Source organism: Ruegeria sp. BA2 (assembly GCF_056539605.1).
In genome coordinates, this window is record NZ_JBQFVE010000002.1 from 173,784 (window position 1) to 198,182 (window position 24,399).

The following is a 24,399-nucleotide window of genomic DNA, read 5'->3' on the forward strand; positions in this document are numbered from 1 at the left end:
CTCCACGCAATGTTTGGGCGTGTCACGTTTTCGTGCTGCTCTGATTGCTCACTTAAGCGGCCTTTGCTTTGAGGGCCAAGGGGTTTTTCCAGCCGAGGGTTGAGTGCCTTCTGCGCGGGTTGTAGAAACCGTTGATGTATTTGAAGATTACGATCTCGGCGTCCCTGCGCGTTTTCCAGGATCGCTGCCATAGCAGCTCAGCTTTGAGTGTTTTGAAGAAGGTTTCGACGGCGGCGTTGCCGTAACAGTTTTCGGTCCCACTCATGGACACCCTGAAGCCATTGTGGCGCAAAATCTTCTGATAATTGTGAGAACGGTATTGGCTGCCCCGGTCGGTGTGATGGAGACAGCCGTTTGGCGTCGCCTTAGTGCGATGGCTATTATTCAAGGCGTCACGTTTCATGCGGTCCAAGACAGCCCAACCGATCACTCGCCTTGAATGCAGGTCGAGGATCACGGAAAGATAGAGCCAGCCCTCCTGCGTCCACACATAGCTGATGTCGCCCGCCCATTCTTGGTTGGGTCGCCCTGCGTAAAAGTCCCGGTTTAACAGGTTCGGAGCGATGTTGAGGCTGTGATTGCTGTCCGTCGTCGCCTTGAACTTCTTGTTCCGCTTCACCTCAATACCATTCTCGCTCATCAAACTGCCGACACGGCGATGTCCGACTTGCAGACCCCACTCTTTCAATTCCTCGGTCATACGTGGCCGGCCATAACCGCCAAGAGATAGGGCGAACTGTTCGCGGATGTACGCCAAGACAACCAGATCCTTGCGTTGGCTTTGGCTCAGGGGACGGCTGCGGTATGCACGATGCCCTCTCGGGCTGACATCCAAAATCTGGCACAGCCGCTCGATAGGCAACATCTTTGCGTTCTTTGTGATGAATGCGAACCTTATTGGCTTCGCTCCACAAAGAATTGGGTGGCCTCTTCAACACCTCCCTCTCCTCCCGGAGCATGTGGTTCTATTTCCGCAGCTCGGCGACCTCGCGCTCGAGATCAGACTGGGCGGTTGGCTTCTCAGGATTGCGCCGATCCTATTGTATCCAACGGCTTAGCGTCGAGAAGCCGACGCCAAAATCTGCTGCCACCTGCTAACGCGGCAGGCCGCTGGTCAACGCTACCAGCACTGCCTCTGAGCGAAATTCCGGGGTCGGCATTTGTGCCATGATGTCTCTCCTTTGTGGCAAAATACAAAGTCAAAGGAGCGAAACAATTCAGCGACATGTACAATTTCGCACGCTGAACATCTTGATGAGTTCAGCCGGGAGTGCCTCGCAATTAGAGTGGAGCGCAAGCTGAGCTGGATCAACGTTATTGGTGCCGTGGCGGATCCGTTCATACTTAGGTGGTCACTTCGTTTCATTCGTTTAGACAAGGGGTGGAAAGCGTTGTCCAAGTCGCCTGAGATTGGATTATCGACACCAGCGCCTGAAACCATCATCCCGATGGAGCAAAAACCAATAAGGCATTAACACTCAATTTTAACAAGTTATACGAGGCTGCTCATCGTTCCTCAGGAAGTCGTGTAACCTCGCCGAAACTCTCCAGGGAGCGAAGCATTCGACTTTATCATTGACGTAACTCACGATCTCGGGCAGTCAATCGAGAGATGGTTCCCGATGGTGCGTCCAAGGGATGAAAAGGGAATACGGTGAGGTTTACCGATAGGTGCCAATTCCGTAACTGCCCCCGCAACTGTAAGCGGCGAGCTAGGCCAAACAGCCACTGATCCAATGGGTCGGGAAGGTTGGCTGAGCTAGGACCCGCAAGTCAGGAGACCTGCCATCAAATGTTCAACCAACCCAGGGCGGGGTGTCCTGGAAGGAGGCTTTATGGCACGTCAGATGCGTGTTTACATCGTTGGCAGCTTCCGCATGCGTCTGGAATCAGGTGAAGTGGAGGGTGCGAATGGTTGCTGATCACTTCGTTCTTATATGCGCGAGCTGCCGGGACCCCAATTTCACGGATCACGTGATTAACACGCTGTCGGACAGGCTACCGGATGGCTTTGCAATTCGCACTGTCGATTGTATGGCTGGGTGTGACCGACCTGCGACAATCGGATTTCAGGCACTTGGCAAGGCTCAATACCTGTTTGGCGACATAGCAACAGGCAACGATCTGGACGCGGTTGTAGAGTTTGCAGAACAGTACCAGCTATGCGCGGATGGATGGACAAATGCCACGGAACGTCCGAGGGCATTGTTTAAAAAGACCCTTTCGCGCATGCCGAGGATTGCGCCATGACAGAGCAAAGCTTTCTGGTTGCCGAGAACCTCGAATATTATGCACTCAACGGGGATATCTTGCTGCAGGGTGTTTCCTTCGAATTGTTCGAAGGATCGATCCTGGCCATCGCCGGACCGAATGGCGCAGGTAAGACGACCCTTCTGAATTTGCTTTGCGGTGCCGAACCGCTGGCCCTTGGCGATGTTCGCATCAAGGGGCGGAGTCTGAAACAGCTTTCGGCCAAAGAGCGTGCGCGCATGATCGCGGTGGTGGGCCAGCAGGAATTGCCTGACGGGCGTTTGGGATTGCGGGACTACGTTGCGTTAGGGCAAATACCCATTCGTGCTGATCGCTCAGCCGAAGCACATGCCAAAGAATTGGATCGGATTCTTGACCTGACCGGTCTTGCCAGCTTGTCGGGTAAGCGAATGGCTCAACTATCGGGTGGAGAGCGTCAACGGGCGCACATCGCGCGCGCTCTGGCGCAGAATCCATCCTTGCTGTTTCTTGACGAACCGACCAACCATCTAGACCCCGATGCCAAAGGGCGGATGCTGTCCTTGGTCGCTGAACTTGGGATCACCGTGGTAATGATTGTGCATGATTTGGTCATGATCCCCGAATTTGCCACCCATGTGGCGCTGATGAAATCGACCCGCATGATTGGATTCGGTTCGGTGGAAGAGGTGCTAACGCCCGAACGGGTGCGCGAAACCTTTGGCGTCGATTTCCTCTGCTTTCATCACGAAGGCCGCATTATCCCGGCCCTTGATATCCGAAAAACAACTGTATCCACATAAACTCAGGAGAAGTCTCATGAAACAAATCTGGTCTGTGGCATTGGCCACTGCCATGGCAAGCGGCGCTGCTGCGCACGAGGTCACTGTTGACAATTGCGGCGAGCCTCTGGTCTTCGAAACCCAGCCCGAGCGACTGGTCGTCCATGACATGAACATGACCGACATGGCTTTTGCTTTGGGACTGCAGGACAAGATCGTCGGCCTGACCGGCATCACCGGATGGTACAAGACCAGCCCCGATTTCGATGCGCTGCGCGGCGACATCCCCGAGCTTGCACCGAAATACCCGACTGTCGAAAACCTTGTGGCGGCTGAACCTGACTTGTTCTTTGCGGGCTGGTACTATGGCATGAAGCCCGGTGGCGATGTGACGCCTGATACGCTGGCGCCGTTCGGAATCAAGACCATGATCCTGACCGAAAGCTGCGTGCATCTGGATAAAGACCGGCCACAAGCCAGCATGGACCTGCTGTTTGACGATGTTCTGCGTTTGGGAACGGTCATGCATGTCGAAGAAAAGGCCGAGGCATTGGTTGCGGACTGGAAAGAGCAGCTGGCATCGATCGAAGCCAAAACCGCTGATCTGCCCAAGCCGCGCGTTTTCTTGCTGGATGGCCCGGCGGATGCGCCGTTCACAGCTGGCAAATTCGCGATTCCCGATGCGATGATCTCAGCTGCCGGTGGCGAAAACGTCACCCATGATATGGACACAAGCTGGGGCCGCACTTCATGGGAGGCGGTTGCCGCGTCCAATCCGGAATTCTTGGTGCTGTTGGATTATCAGACCGGTAATGGTGCCGAAGATACGTTCAAATTCCTGCAGGAACATCCGGTCATGTCGCAGACCGACGCGGTCAAGAACGAGCGCTGGATCGGTTTGCGCTACGAAGAACTGACCCCGGGACCGGCAAATATCGATGCGATCTCGAAAATGGCACGCGCGATGCATCCGGGTCAGAGCTGACATGGGCCGACTGGGCCTGACGTTATTGCTGGGGGCGGTCGTTCTGGCCGCCCTTTTGCTGGTTTCCACGATTTATGGCACGACATCAATTCCACTGTCCGACACCCTAACCGCAATTCTTCGCGGCACCGGGCTGGAGGATGGTGAGATGTCGCCGCTGCATCGGATCGTCTTCGACCTACGCTTGCCCCGTGCGTTGTTTGCTGCTGTGATCGGTGCCGGGTTGGGCATTGTTGGTGTGGTTTTGCAAACGACCACCCGAAATGACCTTGCCGATCCCTTCCTGTTCGGCCTGTCTTCGGGCGCGGCGGCCGGGGCGGTTTTTGTGATTACCGTAACCGGAGATGTTTTGGGCTTCTGGACCCTTCCGCTAGCTGCCTTCTGTGGCGGGCTTGTGGCATCCGGTATCGTGCTAGCGCTGGTCCACGGGCTGCGCACCAGCGCGCCGGAAAAGCTGATCCTTGCCGGGTTGGCCGTCTCATTCCTGTTCTCAGCCATCACCAATTATCTGATTTTCGCAGGTGACAGCCGCGCCGCCCATTCAGTCATCTTCTGGATGCTGGGCGGCTTGGGCCTTGCCAGATGGGAGACCTTCCCACTGGTTTGTGTCGGCCTGTTGCTGATCCTGAGTTACTCACTTTATCGCAGCCGCTGGTTGGACGCGCTGCTGACCGGGGATCTGACCGCCGCGACACTGGGTGTGCCGGTTCAAGGGCTTCGGTTCAGCATGTTCTTCACAGCTGCTCTGGCAACTGCAGTGTTTGTCTCTGTCGCTGGGGTCATTGGTTTTGTCGGCCTGATGGTGCCGCACATTGCCCGAGGGATTGCTGGGCCCCTGCACAAGCATCTGTTGCCAACCGCTGCAATCGTCGGCGCAGCCTTGTTAACTGGTTCGGACATCCTCAGCCGACTGTTGCTCGCACCGCAGGAATTGCCTGTGGGAATTGTCACAACCTCGATCGGATCAGTGTTTGTTTTCCTGCTATTGTTCAGAACGGCAAGGAACCAGCGATAAGGCCCACGAACTACTTCTAGAAACAGATCGAAGTCATATTCAAACCTTCCCGTCAGCGGCCTCGCCAAGCCATTTGAACACAAGCTTGGCGCGGTCGGACGATGTGTTGTGTAACTTCACGTAGAAGTCCAACTGCGATGAGATTGTCTGCGGTAGAAACTTTACCAGTTTTCCGGATGCGATCAGATCAGAAGTCAATCCCTCCCACCCCAGAACCACGCCCATATCGTCCTGAGCCGCCTGAAGTGCAATCGTATAGTTGTTGACCCGGTGCGCTGAATTCAGTGGGCCTTGGTATCCCAGTTTTTGGGTCCAAGCACGCCAATCGGTCCAACCTGTATCCGGCGCATCGAGATGAATAAGAGGCACTTGGGCGATCTCTTCGATACGCTCGATGGGGTTTTGTTGCGCAAACCGCGGGCTGCATAAGGCCATGATATTGTCGTGAAACAGGGTCTTGATAACACCTGTGTCGCGACTTGAATCACCGAAGTGGATGCTCAGATCACATTTTGTGCCATCGACACCGAGATCGGTCACGACTTGTGTCACCGAAACATGCCCGTGCTTCTTCCAAAATTGCGCAAGGCGGGGCGTAAGCCAAAGCGAACTTACTGCCGTGGACGAACGTATCGTCACACTTTTGTGGTCATACTGGCGGCGCAACTGGCCAAGCGCTTCGCTGATACCTTCAAGGCCACGCTGAAGGGCGACCAGCAGATAGGCCCCGCTTTCAGTCAATTCCACACCGCGATGATGACGCAGGAACAATGCGCATTGCAGATCGTTCTCCAGCGCTTTGACCTGATGGCTGATCGCGGCAGGAGTGACATTAAGCTCTTCAGCAGCCGTTTTGAAACTCACATGCCGCGCAGCAGTTTCAAAGCTGATCAGAGAACTGAGAGGCGGAAGATCATATGGGCGGTTGGGCAAAATGTTTTGACCTGTGACAAGTTGATGGCCCGATAATTCACAAGCGATCAGCGGTAATTTGGCTTAGTTCATCTTATGCATCATGAATCTTTTTGCAATTGATCAACAGTGGTCCACAATGAAAATTCACTCCAACCGTTCGGGGTGTGAATCAGATGTGAACCAAAGGCCGTCATACGCCTTGAGTACCATCTAGTTCAGTCGTGACGCGGTACGATCCCGGGATGGCCGTGGCACTAATTGAAGGAGTAACAGCATGCAATCACATGCAAAGGTCGTGGTTGTCGGAGGTGGATGCGTCGGTGCGTCAATTCTGTACGGGCTAACCGAACACGGATGTACTGATGCCGTTATGCTGGAGCGCACGACGCTGACATCGGGTTCCACCTGGCATGCGGCCGGGTTGCTGGTCACCTTTGTGCGCTCGCACAATGTATCGAAGATGACGATGGAGACCATCCGCATCTACACCGAGGTCGAGGAAAAAATGGGCAGTTCGGTCGGGCTGCGCAAGGTTGGCCAGCTGCGGGTGGCCAATACTGAAAAACGCTGGGATGAATTTCAGTCTTATATCTCGATTGCCGAGGCGGCCGGGGTGCCGTGCAAGCTGCTGACCCCTGAAGAGATTGCAGAGGTTCATCCGCTCCTGAACCAGAGCCCGGATATCCGGGGTGGCATTCTTCACACCGAAGACGGTTATGTGAACCCCGCCGACATCACCATGGCTCTGGCCAAGCTCGCGCGGGATGCCGGTGCCACGGTCTACCAGAACACCGAAGCGCAGGCTTATGAAAAGCTGGACAATGGCCACTGGAAAGTCACAACCAATCAGGGTGAAATCACGTGTGAGCATCTGATCTTTGCCACGGGCAACTATGCCCGCGAAAACGCGCGTCGTGTGGGCCTGGATTTGCCCTGTATTCCCATCGTTCACCAATACTGGACGACCGAGACGGTACCGCTGTTGAAAGAGCGCCGGGCGCAGGGCCTGCCCGAGTTCCCAATCCTGCGGGACGAAGATTACGGCGCCTATCTGCGCGAAGATGTGGGTGGCATCCAGTTTGGTCCGTATGAATTCACCAAAGACCTGAAGTTGTTTGCTGAAGATCGTGTTCCGCCCGAGTTTGGCGCCGATCTGTTGCCCGAGGACTTTGATGCCGTCGAAACCCAATGGGAGCGTGCCATCGAACGGGTGCCAGCTTTGGGTGAGGTTGGCATCAAAGCCAACACCCGTGGCCCGTTCCAGATGACACCTGATGAGTTGCCTCTGGCCGGTCCCGCACCGGGGCACGACAACCTGTGGCTGGCCGAGGGCATGCCCGGTGGCATTCTGTGGGGCGGCACCGTCGGCAACCGTCTGGCCAAATGGATCGTCGACGGCGATCCGGGCATGGATATGTCGGAACTCGACCCACGCCGGTTCTCGGATTATGCGTCTAAACGCTGGACGATGGACAAGGTGCGCGAGACCTGGGGCACCCATATGAACGCGCATGTGCCGGGTGAGGACTTCCCAGATGCACGTCCGATGAAGACCGTCGGATCCTATGATCTGCTGACCGCACAAGGAGCAGTCTGGACCAGCTTCAATGGCTACGAATTCCCGCGCTGGTTCGCCAAATCACCCGAAGAAGCGATCCCCGAGCATAGCTTCCGCCGCACCAATCATATGGAGCGGGTGCAGGAAGAGGTGAAGGCCACCCGAGAAGAGGCTGGGTTCATCGAAATGTCTCCGATGACCAAGTTCACCGTGCGTGGTCCTGGCGCGGCTGCTTGGTTGGACGGCCTGATGGCGAACAAATTGCCCAAGATCGGCCGTATGACCCTGTCGCTGATGCTGAACGAAAAGGGCGGCATGGATGCGGAATACACCATCGTGCGCTACGCCGACGATGATTTCTATTTGATCTCGACCCCGAACTGGCGCGCCTATAACTGGGATCAGTTGCAGCGCGTGCTGCCGAAGGATGGCTCGGTTGTTCTCGAAGATATCTCGGAGCAATTGGGCGTGATCGCTTTGGCCGGGCCAAAAGCGCGCGAGATTCTGCAACCGCTCACCGATAATGACCTGTCGAACGAAGCTTTCCCGTGGCTGTCGGCGCAGATGGGTGAGGTTGGCTATGCTAAAGGCGTTCACCTGTTGCGCGTGTCTTATACGGGCGAGTTGGGATGGGAACTTCACCATCCGGTCGGTTACAACCGACACCTTGTCGATTTGCTGCTGAAAGCGGGCGTCAAACCGTTTGGCCTTGAGGCGTTGGAGTCGATGCGCCTTGAAAAATCCTATCGCGCCATCAACCGCGAGATCTGCAAAGATTTGACCCCTTACGAGGCTGATCTGGGCCGTTTCGTTGCGCTGACCGAAAAGACAGGCGGGCAGGTTGCCGAGCGCGAGTTCATCGGGAAAGCCGCGCTTGTGAAACAGAAGGAAGAAGGCACTTACAGCCAGTTGGTTACCCTGAAACTGCCGTTCTGCGACACCTCGGTGATGTTTGACGAAGGCGTCTATGCCAACGGCAAACTGATTGGTCGCGTCACTTCGGGCGGATTCTCATATTACTGCAACCACGACATTGCGATGGCGCTGGTGCCGCAAGACATGACAGCGCCCGGTACGAAGATGCAGGTGCTGGTCCACAATGAAATGCGCGACGCTGAGGTGATCGATACCTGCGCCGTTGATCCAACCAGCGCCCGTGCGCGAGCCTGATCCGGAGGATATGAGATGGCACAAGTAAGAGCACGCTCAGGCCGAGGTGGTGGACGCGCAGCGCGGGTTCAGGCCCGCACCAATCCGCCCCCGGTCTATCTGTCGACGCTGAATCGCAAGGTCGGCCCGATTGATCTGCTTTGCCCAGAAGGGGTTGAGAAAATCCACAATGCGGCAATGACGATACTTGAGACCACGGGTATCGAATTCCGCGATACGGTTGCGCTGGCGGATTGGAAGAAATACGGCGCGGACGTGCAGGGTGAACGGGTCCGCATTGGCCGCGAGATGCTGATGGACTTGATATCGGCGGTTCCCGCGGAATGGAGCTATGCCGCGCGCAATCCTGATCGCTCATTGCGCGTTGGCAATCAGTATTCGGTGTTCGCGAATGCCTATGGCGCGCCGTTTGTCTATGGATTGGACGGCGTGCGCCGACCTTCGATGCTTGAAGATGCTCAAAACTTCTTCAAGCTCAGCCAGATGAGCCAATCGATGATGGTGCCCGGCATTTTGCCGGTCGAGCCGCAAGATGTTCCGGTTCCACAACGGCATCTGGAGCTGGTTCACGCCGCGCTGACATTGACGGATAAGCCGATCAAGGGCTCGGTCCTGTCCGAGCAGGCGGCACGCGACTCGGTTGAGATGGCGCGTATTGTGTTTGGCGCGGATTTCGTGGATGAAAACGTCGTGATGGCCGCCCTGCTGAACTGCAATACGCCTCTGGTCTGGGATGAGACCATGCTGCAGAGCCTGCGCGTCTACGCGGCGGCAAATCAGCCGTGTCTGCTGTCGCCCTTCGTTCTGGCCGGGGCCAGCACTCCTGCCAGCCCACAAGGGGGCGTCGCGTTGCTGATCGCGGAATCGTTGGCTGGCATGGCTTACAGCCAAATCATCCGGCGTGGTGCCCCGATGGTTTTGGGCGTGGCAATCATGGGTGTGTCGATGAAGACAGGTGCACCGATGATGGGGTCCCCAGAGCCCGGATTGATGAACCTGCTGGTGGGTCAGATGGCGCGGTTCTATGGCGTGCCATGGCGGACCTGTACGATGTGGACGGGATCGAAAACGCCCGACATGCAGGCCGCTTTTGATACAGCCAATTCCATGTGGCCCGTGTTGCTTGGCGGGGCCAACTACATCGTCCATTCGGCGGGTTTCCTTGAGGGCGCGCTTGGGGTCAGCTACTCGAAATGGGTGCAGGACGCGATGCAGCTAGAGAATTTTCATAAGTTCTTTAGTGGCCTACAAGATGAAAATCTGAATGCTCTGTTGGGTGACATCGATCAGATCGGCCCCGGAGGTCATTTCCTTGGCACGGATCACACGCGTAAAAACCCCATGCACATGAACCACTTGCAAAACAATGACAGTTTTGAACAGTGGGAAGCGGAAGGTTCGAAAACCGCAGAAACCGTTGGCACGGAAGAGGCGATACGCATGCTAAACACCTATGTTCAGCCGCCCATGCCGGATGATAAACGGGGCGCGCTGGACGAATTCGTTGCCAAGAAACGGGTGGAATACAGCGCCTGAACAGATCGGCAAGCGGGCGCTCAAGTGCCCGTTTTACAACTCAAGGACAGGATCAATCTCGTGACCGACAACTCCACGACTACTCTCTCACTTGACGAAGTCAGCGAATTGGCCAAATCCGTCCTTTTAACTGCGGGAATGGATGACCATGGCAGCACCATACTGGCCGAGATTGTGCGCATGTCCGAGCGTGATGGGCCACGCAGCCATGGGCTGCGGATGTTGCCTGTCTATGCGCAAAGTTTTTCCTCTGGCTATGCCAATTCTGTATCCAATCCCAGCGTCGAACGGATCGCGCCCGGTGTTCTACGAGGGGATGGTGATAATGGCTATTATCAGATCGCTGCTGCCAAAGCGCGCGACGAGTTGATTGCTATGGCCCACGAGAATGGGATTGCCGCGTTCACCTGCTCAAATTGTCATCATCTGGGGGCACTACGGTTCGATACCGGCCCCTTGGCCGAAGCAGGGCTGGTCGCGTTGGGCGTTGTAAACTCGCTTTCCATGGTGGTGCCACAGGGCGGCGTTCGCCCGGTTTTCGGCACAAACCCAATGTCTTTCGCCTGCCCGCGGCCGGGCGGTGAACCGGTTGTCTGGGATCAAGCCTCAGCAATGGTTGCGCTGATGGATATTCGCATGGCTGCCGCTGAGGGGCACGATTTGCCGCGTCCTGCGGGCCTTGACCCCGAGGGTCAGCCGACCCGCGATCCAAACGCGATTTTGGAGACCCGTAGTTTACTGCCGTTCGGCGAACATAAGGGCGCTGCGATTGCTTTCCTGATCGAAGTTTTGGGGGCCGCGCTGGCCGGTGGAACATTGTCGGTCGACAACAAAAACCGTGAAGCACACGGAGCGTTGAACATCAAGGGTGGCAATACGCTAATCGCGATCGATCCGGCACGTTTTGGCAATGCTGCGTTCGGAGATTATGTCCAGCGTATCTGCGCCGAGATTGAAGGCAACGGTGACGCACGCGTTCCCGGTGATGGCCGATTGAAAAACCGCGCAGCAGCCGAAGCAGATGGCGTTCGCGTCACCGCTGACCTGATGGCGCAATTGCGCGAACTGCAGTAGGGGCTGCGCGAATGTCTCAAGTGGCCGTGATCGGTGGCGGCATCGTTGGAATATCCTGCGCCCTGTCACTGCAATCTCAGGGACATGATGTTTCGGTCGTGGAACCGGGGCCGGTAGGCGAAGGCGCTAGCTGGGCTTCCTGTGGCTGTATTGCAGTGGGCGAGATCGTGCCATTGTCGCAACCCGGTATGCTTTTGAAGGTGCCCGGATGGTTGCTGGATTCCGAAGCGCCATTGGCTCTGCGCCCAGCATCTGCCCTGAAGCTGCTGCCATGGTTTGCGCGGTTCACAGCGAATGCGCGGCGTTCCAAGATGCGGGCGATCACCGCTGATCTGGCGCGACTCACATTTGCGGCCACTGACGATTTCAAATCACAGATTGCAGATATTGGTCACCCGGATCTTTTGGTCGAGCGGCCGGTGGTTAAGCTCTTTGATGACGATAATGACTTTGAAACCATGCGAGCAGCTTTTGATCTGGCACGTGAGTTTGGGTGCACGATTGATCAAGTGTCTGGCCATGACGCGCATGATATTGAACCTGCAATTGCACCTGATTTCAAACATGCCGCTTTGCTGCGGGACTGGAGCTTTGTGACGGACCCAAAGCACTTGGTTGAAACTCTGACGCAGAGTTTTGTCAGCCGGGGTGGGACGATCGTCACCGGTGCAGCGATCGATTTTGTGCGAGATGGCCGTACTGTCCAAAGCCTGCGCCTCAGTGACGGGCAGGCGCTCAGCGCGGATGAATTTGTCATAGCGGCGGGTTCTTATTCGCGAATGCTGGGGAGCAAGCTAGATATTCCCCTGCATATGGAGGGGGTTATCGGATATTCCACTGCACTACAGGACAGTGGTGTCGATCTGCGTCATACGGTGTTTTATGCAAAGGGCGGGTTTGGCATAACGCCCTATCAGGATGCGCTGGCGGTGGCCGGGACTGCAGAATTTGCGGACCTGAATTCAAAGCCCAACTGGAATCGCGCGGACGTTCTGGTCAAACGTGCGCACCGCGTTCTACCCGGGTTGAAGACTGAAAAAGCCGAGCGCCGCATGGGTCGACGCCCCTTTACGCCCGACACGCGCCCGATCATTGGCCGCAGCAGTCGTCTGGCCAATGTCACTTTCGCGACGGGGCATGGTCAGCTTGGTTTGACCTTGGGTGCAACAACGGCACGGCTGGTTGCGGATGTGATTGCAGGCAGAACGCTGGATATCGATATTCAAGCCTTTAGCCCGGATCGGTTCTCGGCCAGAGCCAGAGCCCTCCCAACTCTTTTCGGGAAACATAGGATGCCACCAACAGCCCGATCATCCAGCCGGTGATTACGGCACAAGCGGTTCCAAACCACACGCCGATTTCGTTGAATCCGAGCAATCCAATGAAGACCCAGACAAAGAAAGCAACTCCAAATCCCTGACGATAAAGGCTGATCCAAACTGTCCAAATTGGGCGTTTCAACGCTTGCAGCAGTGAATTGATGGAAAACAGCATCATATAAAACGGGAGGATTAGGCTGTCGACGCGCAAATAGCTTAACCCTACGCGGATCACTTCGGGGTCATTGGTAAAGAAGCCAAGCAGCGCTCGACCAAATATCCACAAAATCGGGATCGCTATCGCGGTCATGATGAAACCGACCTTCCAGCAATAAAACAAAGCTTCGCGCACCCTGTCATAATCACGGGCTCCGAAATTCTGGGATGCAATGGGTAGAAGGGCACCGGTGACGCCCAGCACAGGCAGCAACAGAATTTGTTCAAGCCGAATTGCAACCCCGAAGCCCGCGATTGCGTGTTCGCCAAAGATCTTCAATGCGAACTGCATGACGAAACCGGACAGAAGCATCACGATGAATGATGTAGCCGTAGGAAGAACCTGGACTGAGATTTCCTTGAACGTTTTCAGACGCGGGATGAAGTTTCTTGCCCGCATACGCCTCATCCTGCGGCGTCTGAGTACCTGACGTATCATGAAAGCCATCACGCCGGTCTGGCTGATGACGGTCGACACCGCGAGCCCGTCGAACCCAATTCCGGGAATCAGGCCGGGGATGCCATAGATCAACAGGGGGTTCAGACCGATATTGGCGAAGAATGCAACGATAAGCGCGCGTTGCATCGAAACCGCATCCCCGTGCGCCTGCAGTATACCATTGCAGCCAAAGGCTAAAAGGAACCCGGGCAAGGCGAGCAACAGCCAATGAAAATAACGTAAGCCCGCATCGCGGTAAGGCCCCGGTTCCGATACCAGATTAATGAGCGCGGGCCCGTACCAGAGACCCGCAATAGCTAGAACTAGTGCCGCAATCAGCCCATAGATTATCCCTTGCGCTGCAAACCTTCGCGCCGCGCGATTATCCCCGGCGCCCAATGCATTGCCGACGAGGGCGCCCATTGCTGAGCCTAGACCGACCCCAACCGAGATCGCGATAAAGAAGGCTTGAAATCCCAATGCCAATCCGGCCTGAGCACTGGTTGAGAGCAGCCCGGCGAAGAACATATCAACGACGTTGTAGAGCGTGTTGAACAGCATCCCGATTGCTGCCGGGATCGCCAAGGTTCGAAAATGGGTCGAGATCGGACCGCGTGTCAGATCAATATCGGTGGGGTCGGCCATTTTGCTTAGCTACTAAGGGCGCTCGGCTTGAACGGTTAAAAAGACGAATTCGGGGGTTAGTACCTCTTCGAAGCCGTGATTCAGTTCCGCATCAACACTGATGCTGTCGCCGGCGGATAGTGTGAAACGAGCCTCGCCATAGCGATAAATGGCCTGCCCTTCAAGTACTTGCACGAAAACAACACCGTGCCCAACATAGGTGGGCGGCCGCCCTTCGTCCCGCAACAATGTCACGCGGCGGGCCTGAAATCGCAGGTCTTTGCGGGAGTGCAATGCAAGGTTGACGTATTCATGCGAATGACCGCCCGCCAAACGGGTGGACTTCAACCCTTGCCCGTGGCGCACCAGCGTATAGTCGGTGTGATCCGTTCGCGCTTCGCGAAACAACGAGACGATCGGCACTTCAAGCGCCTCAGCCAGAGCGGCAAGTGTATCAATCGAAGGCGAAACCAACCCATTCTCGATGCGGCTGACCATGGCTGCTGAAATACCCGACTGCTCGGCTAGCCGACGGGCGGATTGCTTTCGGCTTTGGCGCAATTCTCTCAGCGAGGCGCCGATGGCGCGGTCAATCTGTCTTCCCGGTGTGTCATCCTGCATGATACATTCCGTTAATCTTCGGCGTAATAGCCTACGACGTCTCCTTCCGTTGTGACACCCAAACCATTCAACAATCGGTTGGCATAGTTGAAATACCCCACGATCTGATTGATCTCGAGTATCTCACCATCCTCCCAGCCAGACTCTTTTAAAGCCGCAACATCAGATTCTGTCATCGTGCCGGGCGAGCGGGTCAGCTTGTCTGCATAGATCAATGCAGACAATTGAGCCCCTTCAAACGCGTCCTGAGGTCGATGCGCTTTCAGCGCTGTCTCAATCGCATCGGCGCGTGGTTCGTCTCCGATCAAATGGCGGGCATTGGCCCAATGATTGGCATAGGAATAAGGGCAGTTATTTAGCGTCGAAACATAAGAGCTGATGACTTCCTGAAACCACATGGGTACTGAATTTGCGTCATCATGAAGGCAGGCCCGATACAAAATAACGTGCCCTTTCATGGTGTTAGGGCGCAGCGAATGAACGCGCATCACATTATCTACGGTTCCATGCGGAGTACGCGCCAGATCCAGAGTAGCACTCAGGTGCTCGTCAGCATCTTCGTCAGAAATCATCCGAATCCAGGCGGACATTCTGGTCACCTCCCACAATGGTTTGTTCAAATTTTCAGCAGCCTGAAGCGGCCCGTTGAGTTTTTTATTGACGAATATTGCACATTAAGCAACCATATTGAACAAGGCGCAACAGATTTGAGGAGTCTGAAGCTTTGCCAGTTCACTCCACTCTGCTTTATTCTCAGCCGACCGGGGTAGGCCCAATCGCGCGTGGCGCTGAAACGCAGCCTATAGCGCGAGTGCATTGTGTCCGCACGCTTGCACAGAATTTGCGTCTAACCCGAAAATCGACAGGTTTGGCATGACGCAGCCCGCCCCCATGATCGAAGTGACCAATCTGGATAAGTACTACGGTACGTTCCATGCGCTCAAAAACATCGATCTGACCGTTCATCAGGGTGAAAAAGTTGTGATCTGCGGCCCGTCGGGGTCGGGAAAATCCACTCTGATCCGCTGTTTCAACGGCTTGGAATGGCACAATTCCGGACGTCTCGTGATTGATGGGATCGAAGTCTACAAAGATGCGAAAGAAATCCGTGAACTTCGGCAAGAAGTCGGGATGGTCTTTCAGCAGTTCAACTTGTTTCCGCATTTGACCGTGCTTGAAAACCTGATGATCGGGCCAATGAAGGTGCGCAAGATTTCCAAGACTCAGGCTGAGGAAACAGCGCGCAACTACCTTGATCGCGTTCACATACCCGAGCAGGCCGATAAATATCCGGCGCAACTGTCTGGCGGGCAGCAACAGCGCGTCGCCATTGCGCGGTCCTTGTGCATGGAAACCCGGATCATGCTGTTTGACGAGCCGACCTCAGCGCTTGATCCCGAGATGATTAATGAGGTGCTGGATGTGATGGTTGAGCTGGCCGATACCGGCATGACCATGGTTGTTGTCACCCATGAGATGGGGTTTGCCCGCAAGGTCGCTGACACCATGGTTTTCATGGAGGCAGGGCAGATCGTTGAAATCTCGCCGCCTGAACAGTTCTTTACCAACCCGTCCAGCGAACGCTGCCGCTTGTTCCTGAACCAGATATTGGAGCATTGACGTGACCGATCTGGGCATAACACGGGGAAAGGGACAGCCTCTGCCGAAACCGCCATTCTACAAGCGGTTCTTCGGCTCGGTGTTTGTTTCAGTCGTGATCTATGTCGTCGTCGTCGGGCTGATTGCTTATGGATCATATGTTGGCGCTCAGGGGATGGGATATAACTGGCAATGGTACCGGGTGCCGCAGTTCCTGTACCGCGATACCGAGATCGGATTCGAGTGGGGCGAGATTCCCATCGGGTTGGTTGCCACGATCAAACTGTCCGTCATCTCGTTCTTGCTGGCCACGGCTATCGGGCTGCTCGTGGCTTTGCTGCGCATGTCTGGATTGGTGATCGGGTCGGCCGTCGCCGTTGCGTTTCTTGAGTTGATCCGCAACATACCCCTGCTGGTTTTGCTGTATCTCTTCTACTATGTGCTTGGGCCAATCTTTGGATTTGATCGATATACCGCCAGTATCCTGACTTTGGCGGTGTTTCACTCGGCCCTAATATCCGAAATCCTGAGGGCCGGGATCAATGCGATCCCAACAGGCCAATGGGAGGCCGCCAAATCCATCGGGATGTCCCCCTATCAGACTTACCGGTACATCATCCTTCCGCAATCCATACGATTTATGTTGCCACCGATGACAGGTGAGGTCGTTCACCTGATCAAATCGTCTGCCATCGTCAGCGTGATCGCCGTGGCCGAGCTGACCACCTTTGGGCGCAACATCATATCCGATACTTACATGAGTTTTGAAATCTGGTTCACCATCGCACTGGTTTATCTGGTGGTGACCCTGATCCTGTCGATCGGCGTGAGCTATCTGGAGAAAAAATATGCCGTCGACCAATAACCACAAGATTTTAACCGGACAACAAGGAGAACCAAGATGAAGCTTTCTCGCAGAATGCTCGGGGCTGCCCTGGGCGCGGTCGTGGCAACAGGTATGGCGACCTCAAGCTGGGCGCAAAGCGCAACCCAGGAACTGTCCAGCGAAAGTGTAATTGAAACGATCAAGCAGGATGGGGTGATCCGGATTGGCCTGTCGCTGTTCGTGCCGTGGTCGATGCGTGACAAAAACGGCGATCTGATCGGGTTTGAACTGGATGTCGGGCGCAAACTGGCTGAAGACATGGGGGTTGAGGTTGAGTTTGTACCAACCGCGTGGGATGGCATCATCCCGGCGCTTGTATCGGGCAATTTCGATGTGATCATCTCGGGTATGTCGGTGACCGCGCAGCGGAACCTGACGATCAACTTTACCGATCCTTATGCGTTTTCGGGCTTAGCTATTTTGGCGAACAAAGAACTGACAGCAGGTATGTCGCGTGAAGATCTGAACTCGCCTGATGTTACTTTTACGGCGCGTAGGGGTGCGACACCCGCAACCGTGATCGCCAAGGCATTCCCGGAAGCTAACCTGCTGCTGTTTGATGAGGACGGAGCATCGACCCAGGAAGTACTGAATGGCAACGCCCATGCCACCATGGCATCGCAACCAACCCCAAACCGCGAGGCAGGGCGCAATCCTGAAACGCTGGTTGTGCTGGAAGGAGAACTGTTCGACCCGCGTGGTGAAGCATTTGGGATGCGCAAAGGTGATCCTGATGCGATGAACTTCTTCAACAACTGGATTGCCCAGCAATGGCGGTCTGGCTGGCTGGAAGAGCGTCACAACTATTGGTTCGCCACGGAAGAGTGGGCCGATCAGGTTGCCCAATAACAAATCTCGCTGGGGGCGGCCCACCCGCCCCCGGTCCAGATGCGGAGCGCCTTGGTGCAAGATTTTCTCAAAAAACTCAGATGGCCTGATTATCTGATCGCTGCAGTTCTGATTGCCTTTTTCGGGTATATCTGGCTGTCGATCGAAGGCACGCTGAACTATAAATGGCGTTGGGAACTGATCCCCAGCTACATTGTTGGCTGGCATTCCGGGCGCGAAGAATATTTTGCCAATCTGCTTCTGCAAGGCCTGGCGGCCACCGTTCGTATCAGCATCTATTCCGGTATTCTCGCCCTCATTCTAGGCACAATTCTGGGAGTTGCGCGCTGTTCGGCCAATCTGACGATACGCATGCTAGCGCGCACCTACCTTGAGTTTCTGCGCAATGTGCCCCCGGTTGTCGTCGTCTTCATATTCTTCTTCTTCCTGTCACAGCAACTGATCGACGCGCTGAACCTGGAACGCTGGGCACGCGGCATTGCACGGCAGGAAGGCAACCAGATCTGGACCTTCTTCTTCGGTGAGATGCGGCGCTTTCCATCGCTTGTTTCCGGTGTCATCGTTCTGGCGCTGTTTGAGAGCGCGTTTGTCGGTGAAATTGTCCGTGCAGGTATCCAGTCGATCCCGAAAGGTCAGCGCGAAGCTGCACGCTCGATCGGTATGAGCCGCATACAGGAATTGCGCTATGTCGTTCTCCCGCAGGCGATGAAAAAGGTTGTGCCACCGTTAGCGAACCAGTTCATCTCATTGATCAAGGACAGCTCAATCTTGTCGCTGATCTCGGTTCAGGAACTGACCTACAAGACCGTCGAACTGGTCGCGTCGTCTCGAATGATCTTCGAGGCATGGATCACAACGGCGGCATTCTACTTCGTTGTCTGTTTCGGTCTCAGCCGTATTTTCGCGCGGCTCGAAAAACGATCTGATAAGCGCTAGGTTCAGGTCACATACGGACCTGAACCATCCCGTCTATTATGCGCGTTTCGAATACGCGCATGGCTCGGGTCGCAGGTGCAGAAACAGGCTTGCCATCCCGAACGTCGAACGCGCCCTGATGCAAGGGGCATTCGATGACATGGCCGTCGAAATAACCATCGCAGAGATCTGCGCCACCGTGATTGCACAATGCCAGTGAGGCGTAAACACCGCTGGGTGTGTCATAGACCGCAATCATTCGTGGCCCAACCTCAACCCGCGTGACCCAGTTTTTTTCCAGTTTAGATGCCTCGATCAGATCGCGCCATGGTTTGTCTGCCTTCATCGCTCAGGCCTTCGCTTTGCGCTGCATGATCTGGCGCAGAATGTCGCGATGCGCGGCAAGATATCCGCCCCTTTCGACAAAGATATGATCCTTCAGCTTCTCATGCAGCCGGGGCAGGGCGTGGAATGGGACCGAGGCGACATAGTGATGTTCAGCATGATAGTTCATGTTCCAGCACAGAAAGGACATCGGCTTTGAGACCAGATTGGTGCGTGTATTCTCTGACATCTGAGCCACGGTTGGCCGCCCAACATGTTCGGTCATGCGCACAAATCGCATCACAGGCTCGCCCAGAAACAATGGTATGATCCAGTACCAGATCAGGCCCCACCACCCGGTGATCGCCATAGCAACAAAGACAACCGCGTAGATGGCGAGCATACGACGCGCGTCCCAATAGACTGATTGGTGTTCTTCTTTTGGAATAAAGCGCAGCTCGGCCTCACTGAGTTTGCCAAATGCATGGCGAAACAGCTCGGTAAACTTGGCGCGCCAATAGGGCAAGGCGGACAGATACAGAAGATACTCGCCAAGCGTTTTGGGCAGCGGGATTAGTTCGGGGTCTTCGCCAGTCAGTTGGGTATAGGTGTGGTGATCGCAATGCTCATACCGAAAGAACCGATGCGGCAGGATAATGATCAGCCCGCATATCTGGCCAACCAGATCGTTCAGCCAACGGGTGCGAAACACAGTATAGTGCACACATTCATGTTGCAGTGAGAAATGGTGCACCAGAACGGTGCCTTGCAGGAACATCGCGGGCCAGATCAGCCAGCTGTTCCAGGCTAGAGTGATCAGCGTTGTCGTGCAGGCCAGAACCAGAACCCAAAGCGCCAAATGGCGCAATCCGGGGCCGTTCGAGCGTCGCATGAATCCTTTAAGCTCTTCGCGTGTCAGTTTTCCTTCGGCCAGAGCCTGAGTCAGCGGCGTGACGATTGCTTTTGACATGTGATTTCCATGATTTTGCCGGAGCGGGGGTCGTGCCCTCTACGCATATTCCGGCACCGGAGACGGGAGTGCTCCGCACCATAGGACCAACTCGGACAGGCCCTATTAACATCGAGTATTTCGCTGGTACGTGATTCGATCAAGTTGCGATTGCTTAGCCCACATTGCGCAGCCCGATATCCGGGTCGGGATTGGCAAATAACGCAGCCGCGCAAGGGTGACGATCAAGGACAGATTGCCCGCCGGGCAACCGTTCCGCATGGAATACACCTCGGTCCCAATAGGTTACCCCATCAATCACGATGGATGCATCAATAACGTTCCAGCTGATTTCACCGGGCGCGTAGGCACCACAGGTGTGGAAATGCAGGATACGCGGATTGCCAAAGGCTGACCCGCCCCAGCGTTCATAGTTGTCGCGCATATCCCAGGGGTAGCCGCATCCGGGATGAATGCCCGCGTGCCAGGAATGTATAAAGTTGCGGTCAATTCCCAGCTGATTGGCGACGCGATCATAGTGCGCTTCGGCCCGCGCAGCATCTACCGGGTCGCCATCAAATCGTAGCAACCGTCCGTTCTCCATCATCGCAAATACCGGCCGGTCGAATTCGATCGTATAGTCATCATAGTATTTCGATCCCGTGCCTGTCAGAAAGCTGATGGCTATACGACCGGAAAAACTGTGTGCAGGAACCGGGGTGAAAACAGACATCGGAAACCGCAGTATCGAGGTGTCGCCGGTGTGATGCAGGTTCATCACCGGGCGACCGCGAACATCCGTACCTAAGGGGCAAGTGATCCGCACTTCTTCGGCTGAATTCAACACCGAGTTGATATCAGCCTTCAGCTCCATGAACGCGTCGTGATGTCCGTTGGAAAATCCAGACCCCAACATCTCTTTGTTTAGTGCGAAGCTGACGATTATCTTTTTTCCCTGAGGCATGTCCGAGAACCGCAACTGATCCCCAAGCCGGGCGAGAAACAGGATGATGTCCGCCGCTTCAAACCGCTCTAGTAGATCATGGGACAAATGCGGATTGTCGGGGTTGAATCCGACATCAACCGTTTCAACCCGCAACCCAAGTTTATGGGCAGCCTGTCTGACGACATCCACGCCGTCGGCATCGAAATACCCAAACTCCGGAGGTTCATAGGCTATCAGCAACCTGTCAGCCGCCGCTGCATGGGCGCAATTGACCAACAGATTGTAAGCGCCGCGCTCTGGCGTCATGTCGGGCATCGACATCTCCTGATTGCTTGATGTCCTAGATTTAAGACCTGACGCCTGCACCAATCCATTTGAAAGTGATAATGGCTATCATTAGGGTGACTAATATGATCTTGAACTTGCCATATTCCGCGCTAAGGGCATTCGAGGCGGTTGTACGCCACTCGGGTTTTTCATCCGCTGCCGAAGAGTTGGGCGTCAGCCAAAGTGCCGTCAGTCAGCACGTCAGAACGCTTGAGGAATGGTTGGGGCGAGAACTGCTGGTTCGCGGTGCAAGGCAATCGCGGCCAACCCGAGATGGCGAGCAACTGGCATTGGCTATCACCGAAGGTCTGGGTCGTATTTCGGATGTCTGTTCGCAACTGCGCGACAAAACGCGAACTGACAAGACGATCGTGATCTCTTGCCTACCAGGATTTGCGTTTAATTGGTTGTTTCCACGGCTTTTGCACTTTGATCTGGCCCATCCGGACCTGTCGATTTCGATTGCCACCGATACCGGGTTCTATCCATTTTCTGGCGTAGATTCCGATATCGGTATTCGATATGGCCTGGGTGAATACCCAGGATTTCAGGTGGACCTGTTGATGGGCGAACGGCTGTTTCCGGTTTGTGCACCTGCGCTTTTACAAACGTTAAAAGGTACAAAGGATTTGCCGGACCATACCCTTTTGGTCGATGAAAATTTACACCATGGGGCATCCAGCCCGACGTGGGAATATTGGGCGAGGCAAAGTAACCTGACTTTACCGCCAGACCTGCGCACCCGTCGCTTCGGGCAATCAAATATGGTGGTGCAGGCTGCAATTGAAGGGTTGGGTGTCGCGTTGGGGCGCGAGCCATTGGTGATAGATGCATTGTGCGATGGCCGCCTAGTGCGCCCATTCGATTATTTGACACAATCGCCGCTGTCTTATTGGCTGGTCCGTCGACCTGAAAGCAAGGATAGCCAAAAAGTCAGTGAGTTCTTGAACTGGATCAAATCCGAAGCTAATTCACAGCCCGATTTGCCGCCGTCACAGTCGTGACCGAATTAGTTATCCTTATATATGTCATTACAAATCCAACATGGCGCATCGCTCTGACCCTGCCATAATGCCCATAGCCACCTGACTTAATAGGAGAGCACAACATGTACCTCAGGAATTGTTGGTATGTCGCAGCCTGGAGCAAGGATATCGGGCGAGACCTTAAAGCTGAGACGTATCTGGGTGAGAATATCGTGCTCTATCGTCAGCAAGATGGAACGCCGGTGGCGCTTGAAGATGCTTGCCCGCATCGCAAACTGCCGCTTTCCAACGGCAATCTGATGGGTGATCTCGTTGAATGCGGGTATCATGGTTTGACATTCGATTGTTCGGGCACTTGTATTGACAGCCCGACGCAGCGCGGGATGACACCGCGCCGAGCGGTGGTAAAATCATACCCTGTTGTTGACCGCTATCGTCTGCTCTGGATCTGGATGGGCGATCCTGAACTGGCTGACCCGGATCTGATTTTTCCAATCGAGAACTTTGAGAATGCCACCTGGGGCATGACTGATGGCGGAGTGATGGACATTGATTGCCACTATCTTTGGGTTTGCGACAATTTACTTGATCCCAGTCACGTAGCCTGGGTTCATGTCTCGTCCTTTGCCGGGGCGGGGACGGATGAAGAGCCATTGAACGTCGAAAAGACTGATCGCGGTGTGATCGTCTCGCGCTGGATTGAGAATAAGCCACCTTCGCCCTACTACGCCAAGATTGTCGCGTTTCAGGGCGATTGCGACCGCTTGCAGCATTACGAGATGTGCATGCCTGCCATCGGGTTGAACAAGTCGATCTATACGCCTGTTGGCACCGGTGGTTACGACAAAGATCCTGTCGACGAGACATTCATCAACATCTCTTACAACTTCATGACGCCGATCAATGAGGATCAGACCAGATACTTCTGGTTCCAACATCGCAACTCAGACCCGGATAATGCCGAGGTTTCAAAGTTCATGAATGACGGGGCCCGAATGGCGTTTCTTGAGGATAAAGAAGTGTTGGAGAAGGTGCATCAGGGTATGAAACACGCCCGGACGCCCCATATCGATCTGGGTCTGGATGCCGGCGCCAAAATGTTCCGGCGCGTTCTTGACCGGGCGATTGAGGCTGAGGCTGCGCAGCCCGAAGGCACGTTGCTTCAGGCCTGAGTTTGGCAAGGGCCGGGTAACCGGCCCCGCACCCTAGTCGGCCTTGTAGATGACGGGGAACCGCCCCCCGGCAAAGGGCGCGCCGGGTGTCAGACTGTCATCATGCAGCCATTCGGTGACCATATCGCGTGGCTCATAGGTGGCACCTTCGACGGCAAATCGTATCGCATACCCGCGCCTGCGCCGGGTCGTCGTTCGATTGCCCATAGCCGAATGCACTGTCATTCCATCGAAAGCCAGCGCATCACCGGGCTCCATGTGTTCATGGTGGAAGATGTCATATTTCTCTCGGTCCGCCTCAAAGTCAGGCATGTCGATATAGTCCGGATTGTCCTGTTCCAGATAGTGAAGAAACCCGCCCAGCTGATCGGTCTTGAAGGGACGGTATTTTGCGCCCCAAGCGTGCGAACCGCGCACGAATTCCAGCGCTCCGTTATCCGGATCAACGGGGTCGAGCGCGATCCAAATCGTCATGATCGGGCCAGCCACGGGCCAATAGGGTTGATCCGTGTGCCAACCGGTCTGCGTGCGTGCTCCCGGTTCTTTCACAAAAATCTGGTCGTAGATTAGCGAGGTCCATGGGCTGCCAGCCACCTCGGCCACGCGCTGCCCGATGTTCGAGGTCAGACAGTAATCCTGAAAGACGCCCGGGCTTTCACGCATATTCTTATAGGCAAAGTACCGGTCGCCTTTCTTGACCTCGGTATCAACTGCATCGCGCAGCTTACCAAGCCACTCATCGGAAAGGATATTTTTCAACAATACGACGCCGTCGCGTGCATAGGTTTCCTGCACGGTCGACATTTGCATGGTCGTTGTCATAGCTCATTCATCCATCACTTTAGTCCCAAGTCTGGGCGCGTTTCATTGGGGCGCGTCGCGCCATTTTCGCATGGAGTTACAGAGCCGGAGAGCTGCGGCAATTTATGATGAAACAGGGCCATCTGGAACGTGCCGACCATT

The 24,399-nt window shown here is 55.2% G+C and carries 22 protein-coding genes, 2 pseudogenes and 1 riboswitch; of the genes and pseudogenes, 15 read left to right on the forward strand and 9 right to left on the reverse strand.

What is annotated here, in order from left to right; translation table 11 throughout:
* Positions 1–52 precede the first annotated feature (52 nt).
* Positions 53–1,169 (reverse strand): annotated as a pseudogene (locus tag ACR0NN_RS05450) (IS3 family transposase).
* 64 nt (positions 1,170–1,233) lie between these two features.
* Here ACR0NN_RS05450 and ACR0NN_RS05455 point away from each other — a divergent pair.
* From ACR0NN_RS05455 to ACR0NN_RS05475, 5 genes and pseudogenes are all read left to right on the forward strand, one after another.
* Positions 1,234–1,382 (forward strand): annotated as a pseudogene (locus ACR0NN_RS05455) (IS3 family transposase); the annotation flags it as partial.
* 214 nt (positions 1,383–1,596) lie between these two features.
* Positions 1,597–1,804, forward strand: a riboswitch (cobalamin riboswitch).
* Between the two features lie 107 nt (positions 1,805–1,911).
* A complete protein-coding gene (locus tag ACR0NN_RS05460; RefSeq protein ID WP_170723096.1) occupies positions 1,912–2,250 on the forward strand; it encodes a DUF1636 family protein in 339 nt (112 codons plus the stop codon).
* Entirely contained in the window at positions 2,247–3,032 is a 786-nt protein-coding gene (locus ACR0NN_RS05465) for an ABC transporter ATP-binding protein (protein WP_170723099.1), read from the forward strand. The genes ACR0NN_RS05460 and ACR0NN_RS05465 overlap by 4 nt, the downstream gene beginning before the upstream one ends.
* Positions 3,033–3,048: 16 nt before the next feature.
* Positions 3,049–3,996: an ABC transporter substrate-binding protein gene (locus tag ACR0NN_RS05470; RefSeq protein WP_170723101.1), complete on the forward strand. Its 948-nt coding sequence runs from the start codon at positions 3,049–3,051 to the stop codon at positions 3,994–3,996.
* Between the two features lies 1 nt (position 3,997).
* Entirely contained in the window at positions 3,998–5,011 is a 1,014-nt protein-coding gene (locus ACR0NN_RS05475; protein ID WP_170685455.1) for an iron ABC transporter permease, read from the forward strand.
* A 39-nt stretch (positions 5,012–5,050) separates the two neighbouring features.
* Here the strand turns inward: ACR0NN_RS05475 and ACR0NN_RS05480 are convergent, their stop codons facing one another.
* Positions 5,051–5,944 carry a LysR substrate-binding domain-containing protein gene (locus ACR0NN_RS05480; RefSeq protein ID WP_170723102.1) on the reverse strand — a complete coding sequence of 298 codons (894 nt, stop codon included), beginning with the start codon at positions 5,942–5,944 and terminating at the stop codon, positions 5,051–5,053.
* A gap of 256 nt (positions 5,945–6,200) precedes the next feature.
* Here ACR0NN_RS05480 and ACR0NN_RS05485 point away from each other — a divergent pair, with 256 nt between their 5' ends.
* Genes ACR0NN_RS05485 through ACR0NN_RS05500 form a run of 4 tightly spaced genes read left to right on the forward strand, consistent with a single transcriptional unit; the run spans position 6,201 to position 12,589 of the window.
* Complete coding sequence (locus tag ACR0NN_RS05485) at positions 6,201–8,654, forward strand: GcvT family protein (protein WP_170723105.1); 2,454 nt, start codon at positions 6,201–6,203, stop codon at positions 8,652–8,654.
* 15 nt (positions 8,655–8,669) lie between these two features.
* Complete coding sequence (locus tag ACR0NN_RS05490) at positions 8,670–10,190, forward strand: trimethylamine methyltransferase family protein (protein WP_170723107.1); 1,521 nt, start codon at positions 8,670–8,672, stop codon at positions 10,188–10,190.
* Between the two features lie 60 nt (positions 10,191–10,250).
* The gene (locus tag ACR0NN_RS05495) at positions 10,251–11,264 is read left to right on the forward strand and encodes an Ldh family oxidoreductase (RefSeq protein ID WP_170685459.1); all 1,014 of its coding nucleotides are present in this window, start codon (positions 10,251–10,253) and stop codon (positions 11,262–11,264) included.
* An 11-nt stretch (positions 11,265–11,275) separates the two neighbouring features.
* Entirely contained in the window at positions 11,276–12,589 is a 1,314-nt protein-coding gene (locus ACR0NN_RS05500) for an FAD-dependent oxidoreductase (protein ID WP_170723110.1), read from the forward strand.
* Here ACR0NN_RS05500 and ACR0NN_RS05505 read toward each other — a convergent pair.
* From ACR0NN_RS05505 to ACR0NN_RS05515, 3 genes are read right to left on the reverse strand one after another with little or no spacing between them, the layout of a single operon-like run.
* On the reverse strand, positions 12,495–13,883 hold the full coding sequence (locus ACR0NN_RS05505) for an MATE family efflux transporter (RefSeq protein ID WP_170723113.1): 1,389 nt from the start codon (positions 13,881–13,883) through the stop codon (positions 12,495–12,497). The genes ACR0NN_RS05500 and ACR0NN_RS05505 overlap by 95 nt on opposite strands.
* Before the next feature lie 12 nt (positions 13,884–13,895).
* On the reverse strand, positions 13,896–14,483 hold the full coding sequence (locus ACR0NN_RS05510) for a helix-turn-helix transcriptional regulator (RefSeq protein ID WP_170685462.1): 588 nt from the start codon (positions 14,481–14,483) through the stop codon (positions 13,896–13,898).
* 11 nt (positions 14,484–14,494) lie between these two features.
* Positions 14,495–15,073 carry a peroxidase-related enzyme gene (locus ACR0NN_RS05515; RefSeq protein WP_170723116.1) on the reverse strand — a complete coding sequence of 193 codons (579 nt, stop codon included), beginning with the start codon at positions 15,071–15,073 and terminating at the stop codon, positions 14,495–14,497.
* Between the two features lie 283 nt (positions 15,074–15,356).
* Between ACR0NN_RS05515 and ACR0NN_RS05520 the strand changes: the two genes are divergently transcribed.
* From ACR0NN_RS05520 to ACR0NN_RS05535, 4 genes are read left to right on the forward strand one after another with little or no spacing between them, the layout of a single operon-like run.
* Entirely contained in the window at positions 15,357–16,103 is a 747-nt protein-coding gene (locus tag ACR0NN_RS05520; RefSeq protein ID WP_480684071.1) for an amino acid ABC transporter ATP-binding protein, read from the forward strand.
* Between the two features lies 1 nt (position 16,104).
* A complete protein-coding gene (locus ACR0NN_RS05525; RefSeq protein WP_170723118.1) occupies positions 16,105–16,947 on the forward strand; it encodes an amino acid ABC transporter permease in 843 nt (280 codons plus the stop codon).
* A gap of 36 nt (positions 16,948–16,983) precedes the next feature.
* Positions 16,984–17,817 carry a transporter substrate-binding domain-containing protein gene (locus tag ACR0NN_RS05530; protein WP_170685465.1) on the forward strand — a complete coding sequence of 278 codons (834 nt, stop codon included), beginning with the start codon at positions 16,984–16,986 and terminating at the stop codon, positions 17,815–17,817.
* Positions 17,818–17,871: 54 nt separating this feature from the next.
* The gene (locus tag ACR0NN_RS05535; protein ID WP_170723121.1) at positions 17,872–18,753 is read left to right on the forward strand and encodes an amino acid ABC transporter permease; all 882 of its coding nucleotides are present in this window, start codon (positions 17,872–17,874) and stop codon (positions 18,751–18,753) included.
* 7 nt (positions 18,754–18,760) lie between these two features.
* On the opposite strand, the gene ACR0NN_RS05540 is transcribed toward ACR0NN_RS05535, so the two are convergent.
* The 3 genes from ACR0NN_RS05540 to ACR0NN_RS05550 all read right to left on the reverse strand — a co-directional run bounded on the left by ACR0NN_RS05540 (position 18,761) and on the right by ACR0NN_RS05550 (position 21,266).
* Entirely contained in the window at positions 18,761–19,078 is a 318-nt protein-coding gene (locus tag ACR0NN_RS05540) for a non-heme iron oxygenase ferredoxin subunit (protein WP_170723123.1), read from the reverse strand.
* A gap of 3 nt (positions 19,079–19,081) precedes the next feature.
* Positions 19,082–20,026, reverse strand: coding sequence for a fatty acid desaturase family protein (locus tag ACR0NN_RS05545; RefSeq protein ID WP_170723125.1), 945 nt, complete (start codon positions 20,024–20,026; stop codon positions 19,082–19,084).
* A 154-nt stretch (positions 20,027–20,180) separates the two neighbouring features.
* The gene (locus tag ACR0NN_RS05550) at positions 20,181–21,266 is read right to left on the reverse strand and encodes a hypothetical protein (RefSeq protein ID WP_480684074.1); all 1,086 of its coding nucleotides are present in this window, start codon (positions 21,264–21,266) and stop codon (positions 20,181–20,183) included.
* A gap of 95 nt (positions 21,267–21,361) precedes the next feature.
* Between ACR0NN_RS05550 and ACR0NN_RS05555 the strand changes: the two genes are divergently transcribed.
* The gene (locus tag ACR0NN_RS05555) at positions 21,362–22,282 is read left to right on the forward strand and encodes a LysR substrate-binding domain-containing protein (RefSeq protein ID WP_170723129.1); all 921 of its coding nucleotides are present in this window, start codon (positions 21,362–21,364) and stop codon (positions 22,280–22,282) included.
* A gap of 104 nt (positions 22,283–22,386) precedes the next feature.
* Entirely contained in the window at positions 22,387–23,436 is a 1,050-nt protein-coding gene (locus ACR0NN_RS05560) for an aromatic ring-hydroxylating dioxygenase subunit alpha (protein ID WP_480684076.1), read from the forward strand.
* 33 nt (positions 23,437–23,469) lie between these two features.
* On the opposite strand, the gene ACR0NN_RS05565 is transcribed toward ACR0NN_RS05560, so the two are convergent.
* Positions 23,470–24,258 carry a phytanoyl-CoA dioxygenase family protein gene (locus ACR0NN_RS05565; protein WP_480684077.1) on the reverse strand — a complete coding sequence of 263 codons (789 nt, stop codon included), beginning with the start codon at positions 24,256–24,258 and terminating at the stop codon, positions 23,470–23,472.
* Positions 24,259–24,399 lie beyond the last annotated feature (141 nt).

Excerpts from the sequence above, each read along its gene's own strand:
- ACR0NN_RS05565 (WP_480684077.1), bottom strand. The coding sequence starts at position 24,258 with ATGACAACGACCATGCAAATGTCGACCGTGCAGGAAACCTATGCACGC.
- ACR0NN_RS05540 (WP_170723123.1), bottom strand. The coding sequence starts at position 19,078 with ATGAAGGCAGACAAACCATGGCGCGATCTGATCGAGGCATCTAAACTG.
- ACR0NN_RS05490 (WP_170723107.1), top strand. The coding sequence starts at position 8,670 with ATGGCACAAGTAAGAGCACGCTCAGGCCGAGGTGGTGGACGCGCAGCG.
- ACR0NN_RS05520 (WP_480684071.1), top strand. The coding sequence starts at position 15,357 with ATGACGCAGCCCGCCCCCATGATCGAAGTGACCAATCTGGATAAGTAC.
- ACR0NN_RS05555 (WP_170723129.1), top strand. The coding sequence starts at position 21,362 with ATGATCTTGAACTTGCCATATTCCGCGCTAAGGGCATTCGAGGCGGTT.
- ACR0NN_RS05550 (WP_480684074.1), bottom strand. The coding sequence starts at position 21,266 with ATGCCCGACATGACGCCAGAGCGCGGCGCTTACAATCTGTTGGTCAAT.
- ACR0NN_RS05530 (WP_170685465.1), top strand. The coding sequence starts at position 16,984 with ATGAAGCTTTCTCGCAGAATGCTCGGGGCTGCCCTGGGCGCGGTCGTG.
- ACR0NN_RS05545 (WP_170723125.1), bottom strand. The coding sequence starts at position 20,026 with ATGTCAAAAGCAATCGTCACGCCGCTGACTCAGGCTCTGGCCGAAGGA.
- ACR0NN_RS05460 (WP_170723096.1), top strand. The coding sequence starts at position 1,912 with ATGGTTGCTGATCACTTCGTTCTTATATGCGCGAGCTGCCGGGACCCC.
- ACR0NN_RS05510 (WP_170685462.1), bottom strand. The coding sequence starts at position 14,483 with ATGCAGGATGACACACCGGGAAGACAGATTGACCGCGCCATCGGCGCC.
- ACR0NN_RS05505 (WP_170723113.1), bottom strand. The coding sequence starts at position 13,883 with ATGGCCGACCCCACCGATATTGATCTGACACGCGGTCCGATCTCGACC.
- ACR0NN_RS05470 (WP_170723101.1), top strand. The coding sequence starts at position 3,049 with ATGAAACAAATCTGGTCTGTGGCATTGGCCACTGCCATGGCAAGCGGC.
- ACR0NN_RS05515 (WP_170723116.1), bottom strand. The coding sequence starts at position 15,073 with ATGTCCGCCTGGATTCGGATGATTTCTGACGAAGATGCTGACGAGCAC.
- ACR0NN_RS05485 (WP_170723105.1), top strand. The coding sequence starts at position 6,201 with ATGCAATCACATGCAAAGGTCGTGGTTGTCGGAGGTGGATGCGTCGGT.
- ACR0NN_RS05475 (WP_170685455.1), top strand. The coding sequence starts at position 3,998 with ATGGGCCGACTGGGCCTGACGTTATTGCTGGGGGCGGTCGTTCTGGCC.
- ACR0NN_RS05560 (WP_480684076.1), top strand. The coding sequence starts at position 22,387 with ATGTACCTCAGGAATTGTTGGTATGTCGCAGCCTGGAGCAAGGATATC.
- ACR0NN_RS05500 (WP_170723110.1), top strand. The coding sequence starts at position 11,276 with ATGTCTCAAGTGGCCGTGATCGGTGGCGGCATCGTTGGAATATCCTGC.
- ACR0NN_RS05465 (WP_170723099.1), top strand. The coding sequence starts at position 2,247 with ATGACAGAGCAAAGCTTTCTGGTTGCCGAGAACCTCGAATATTATGCA.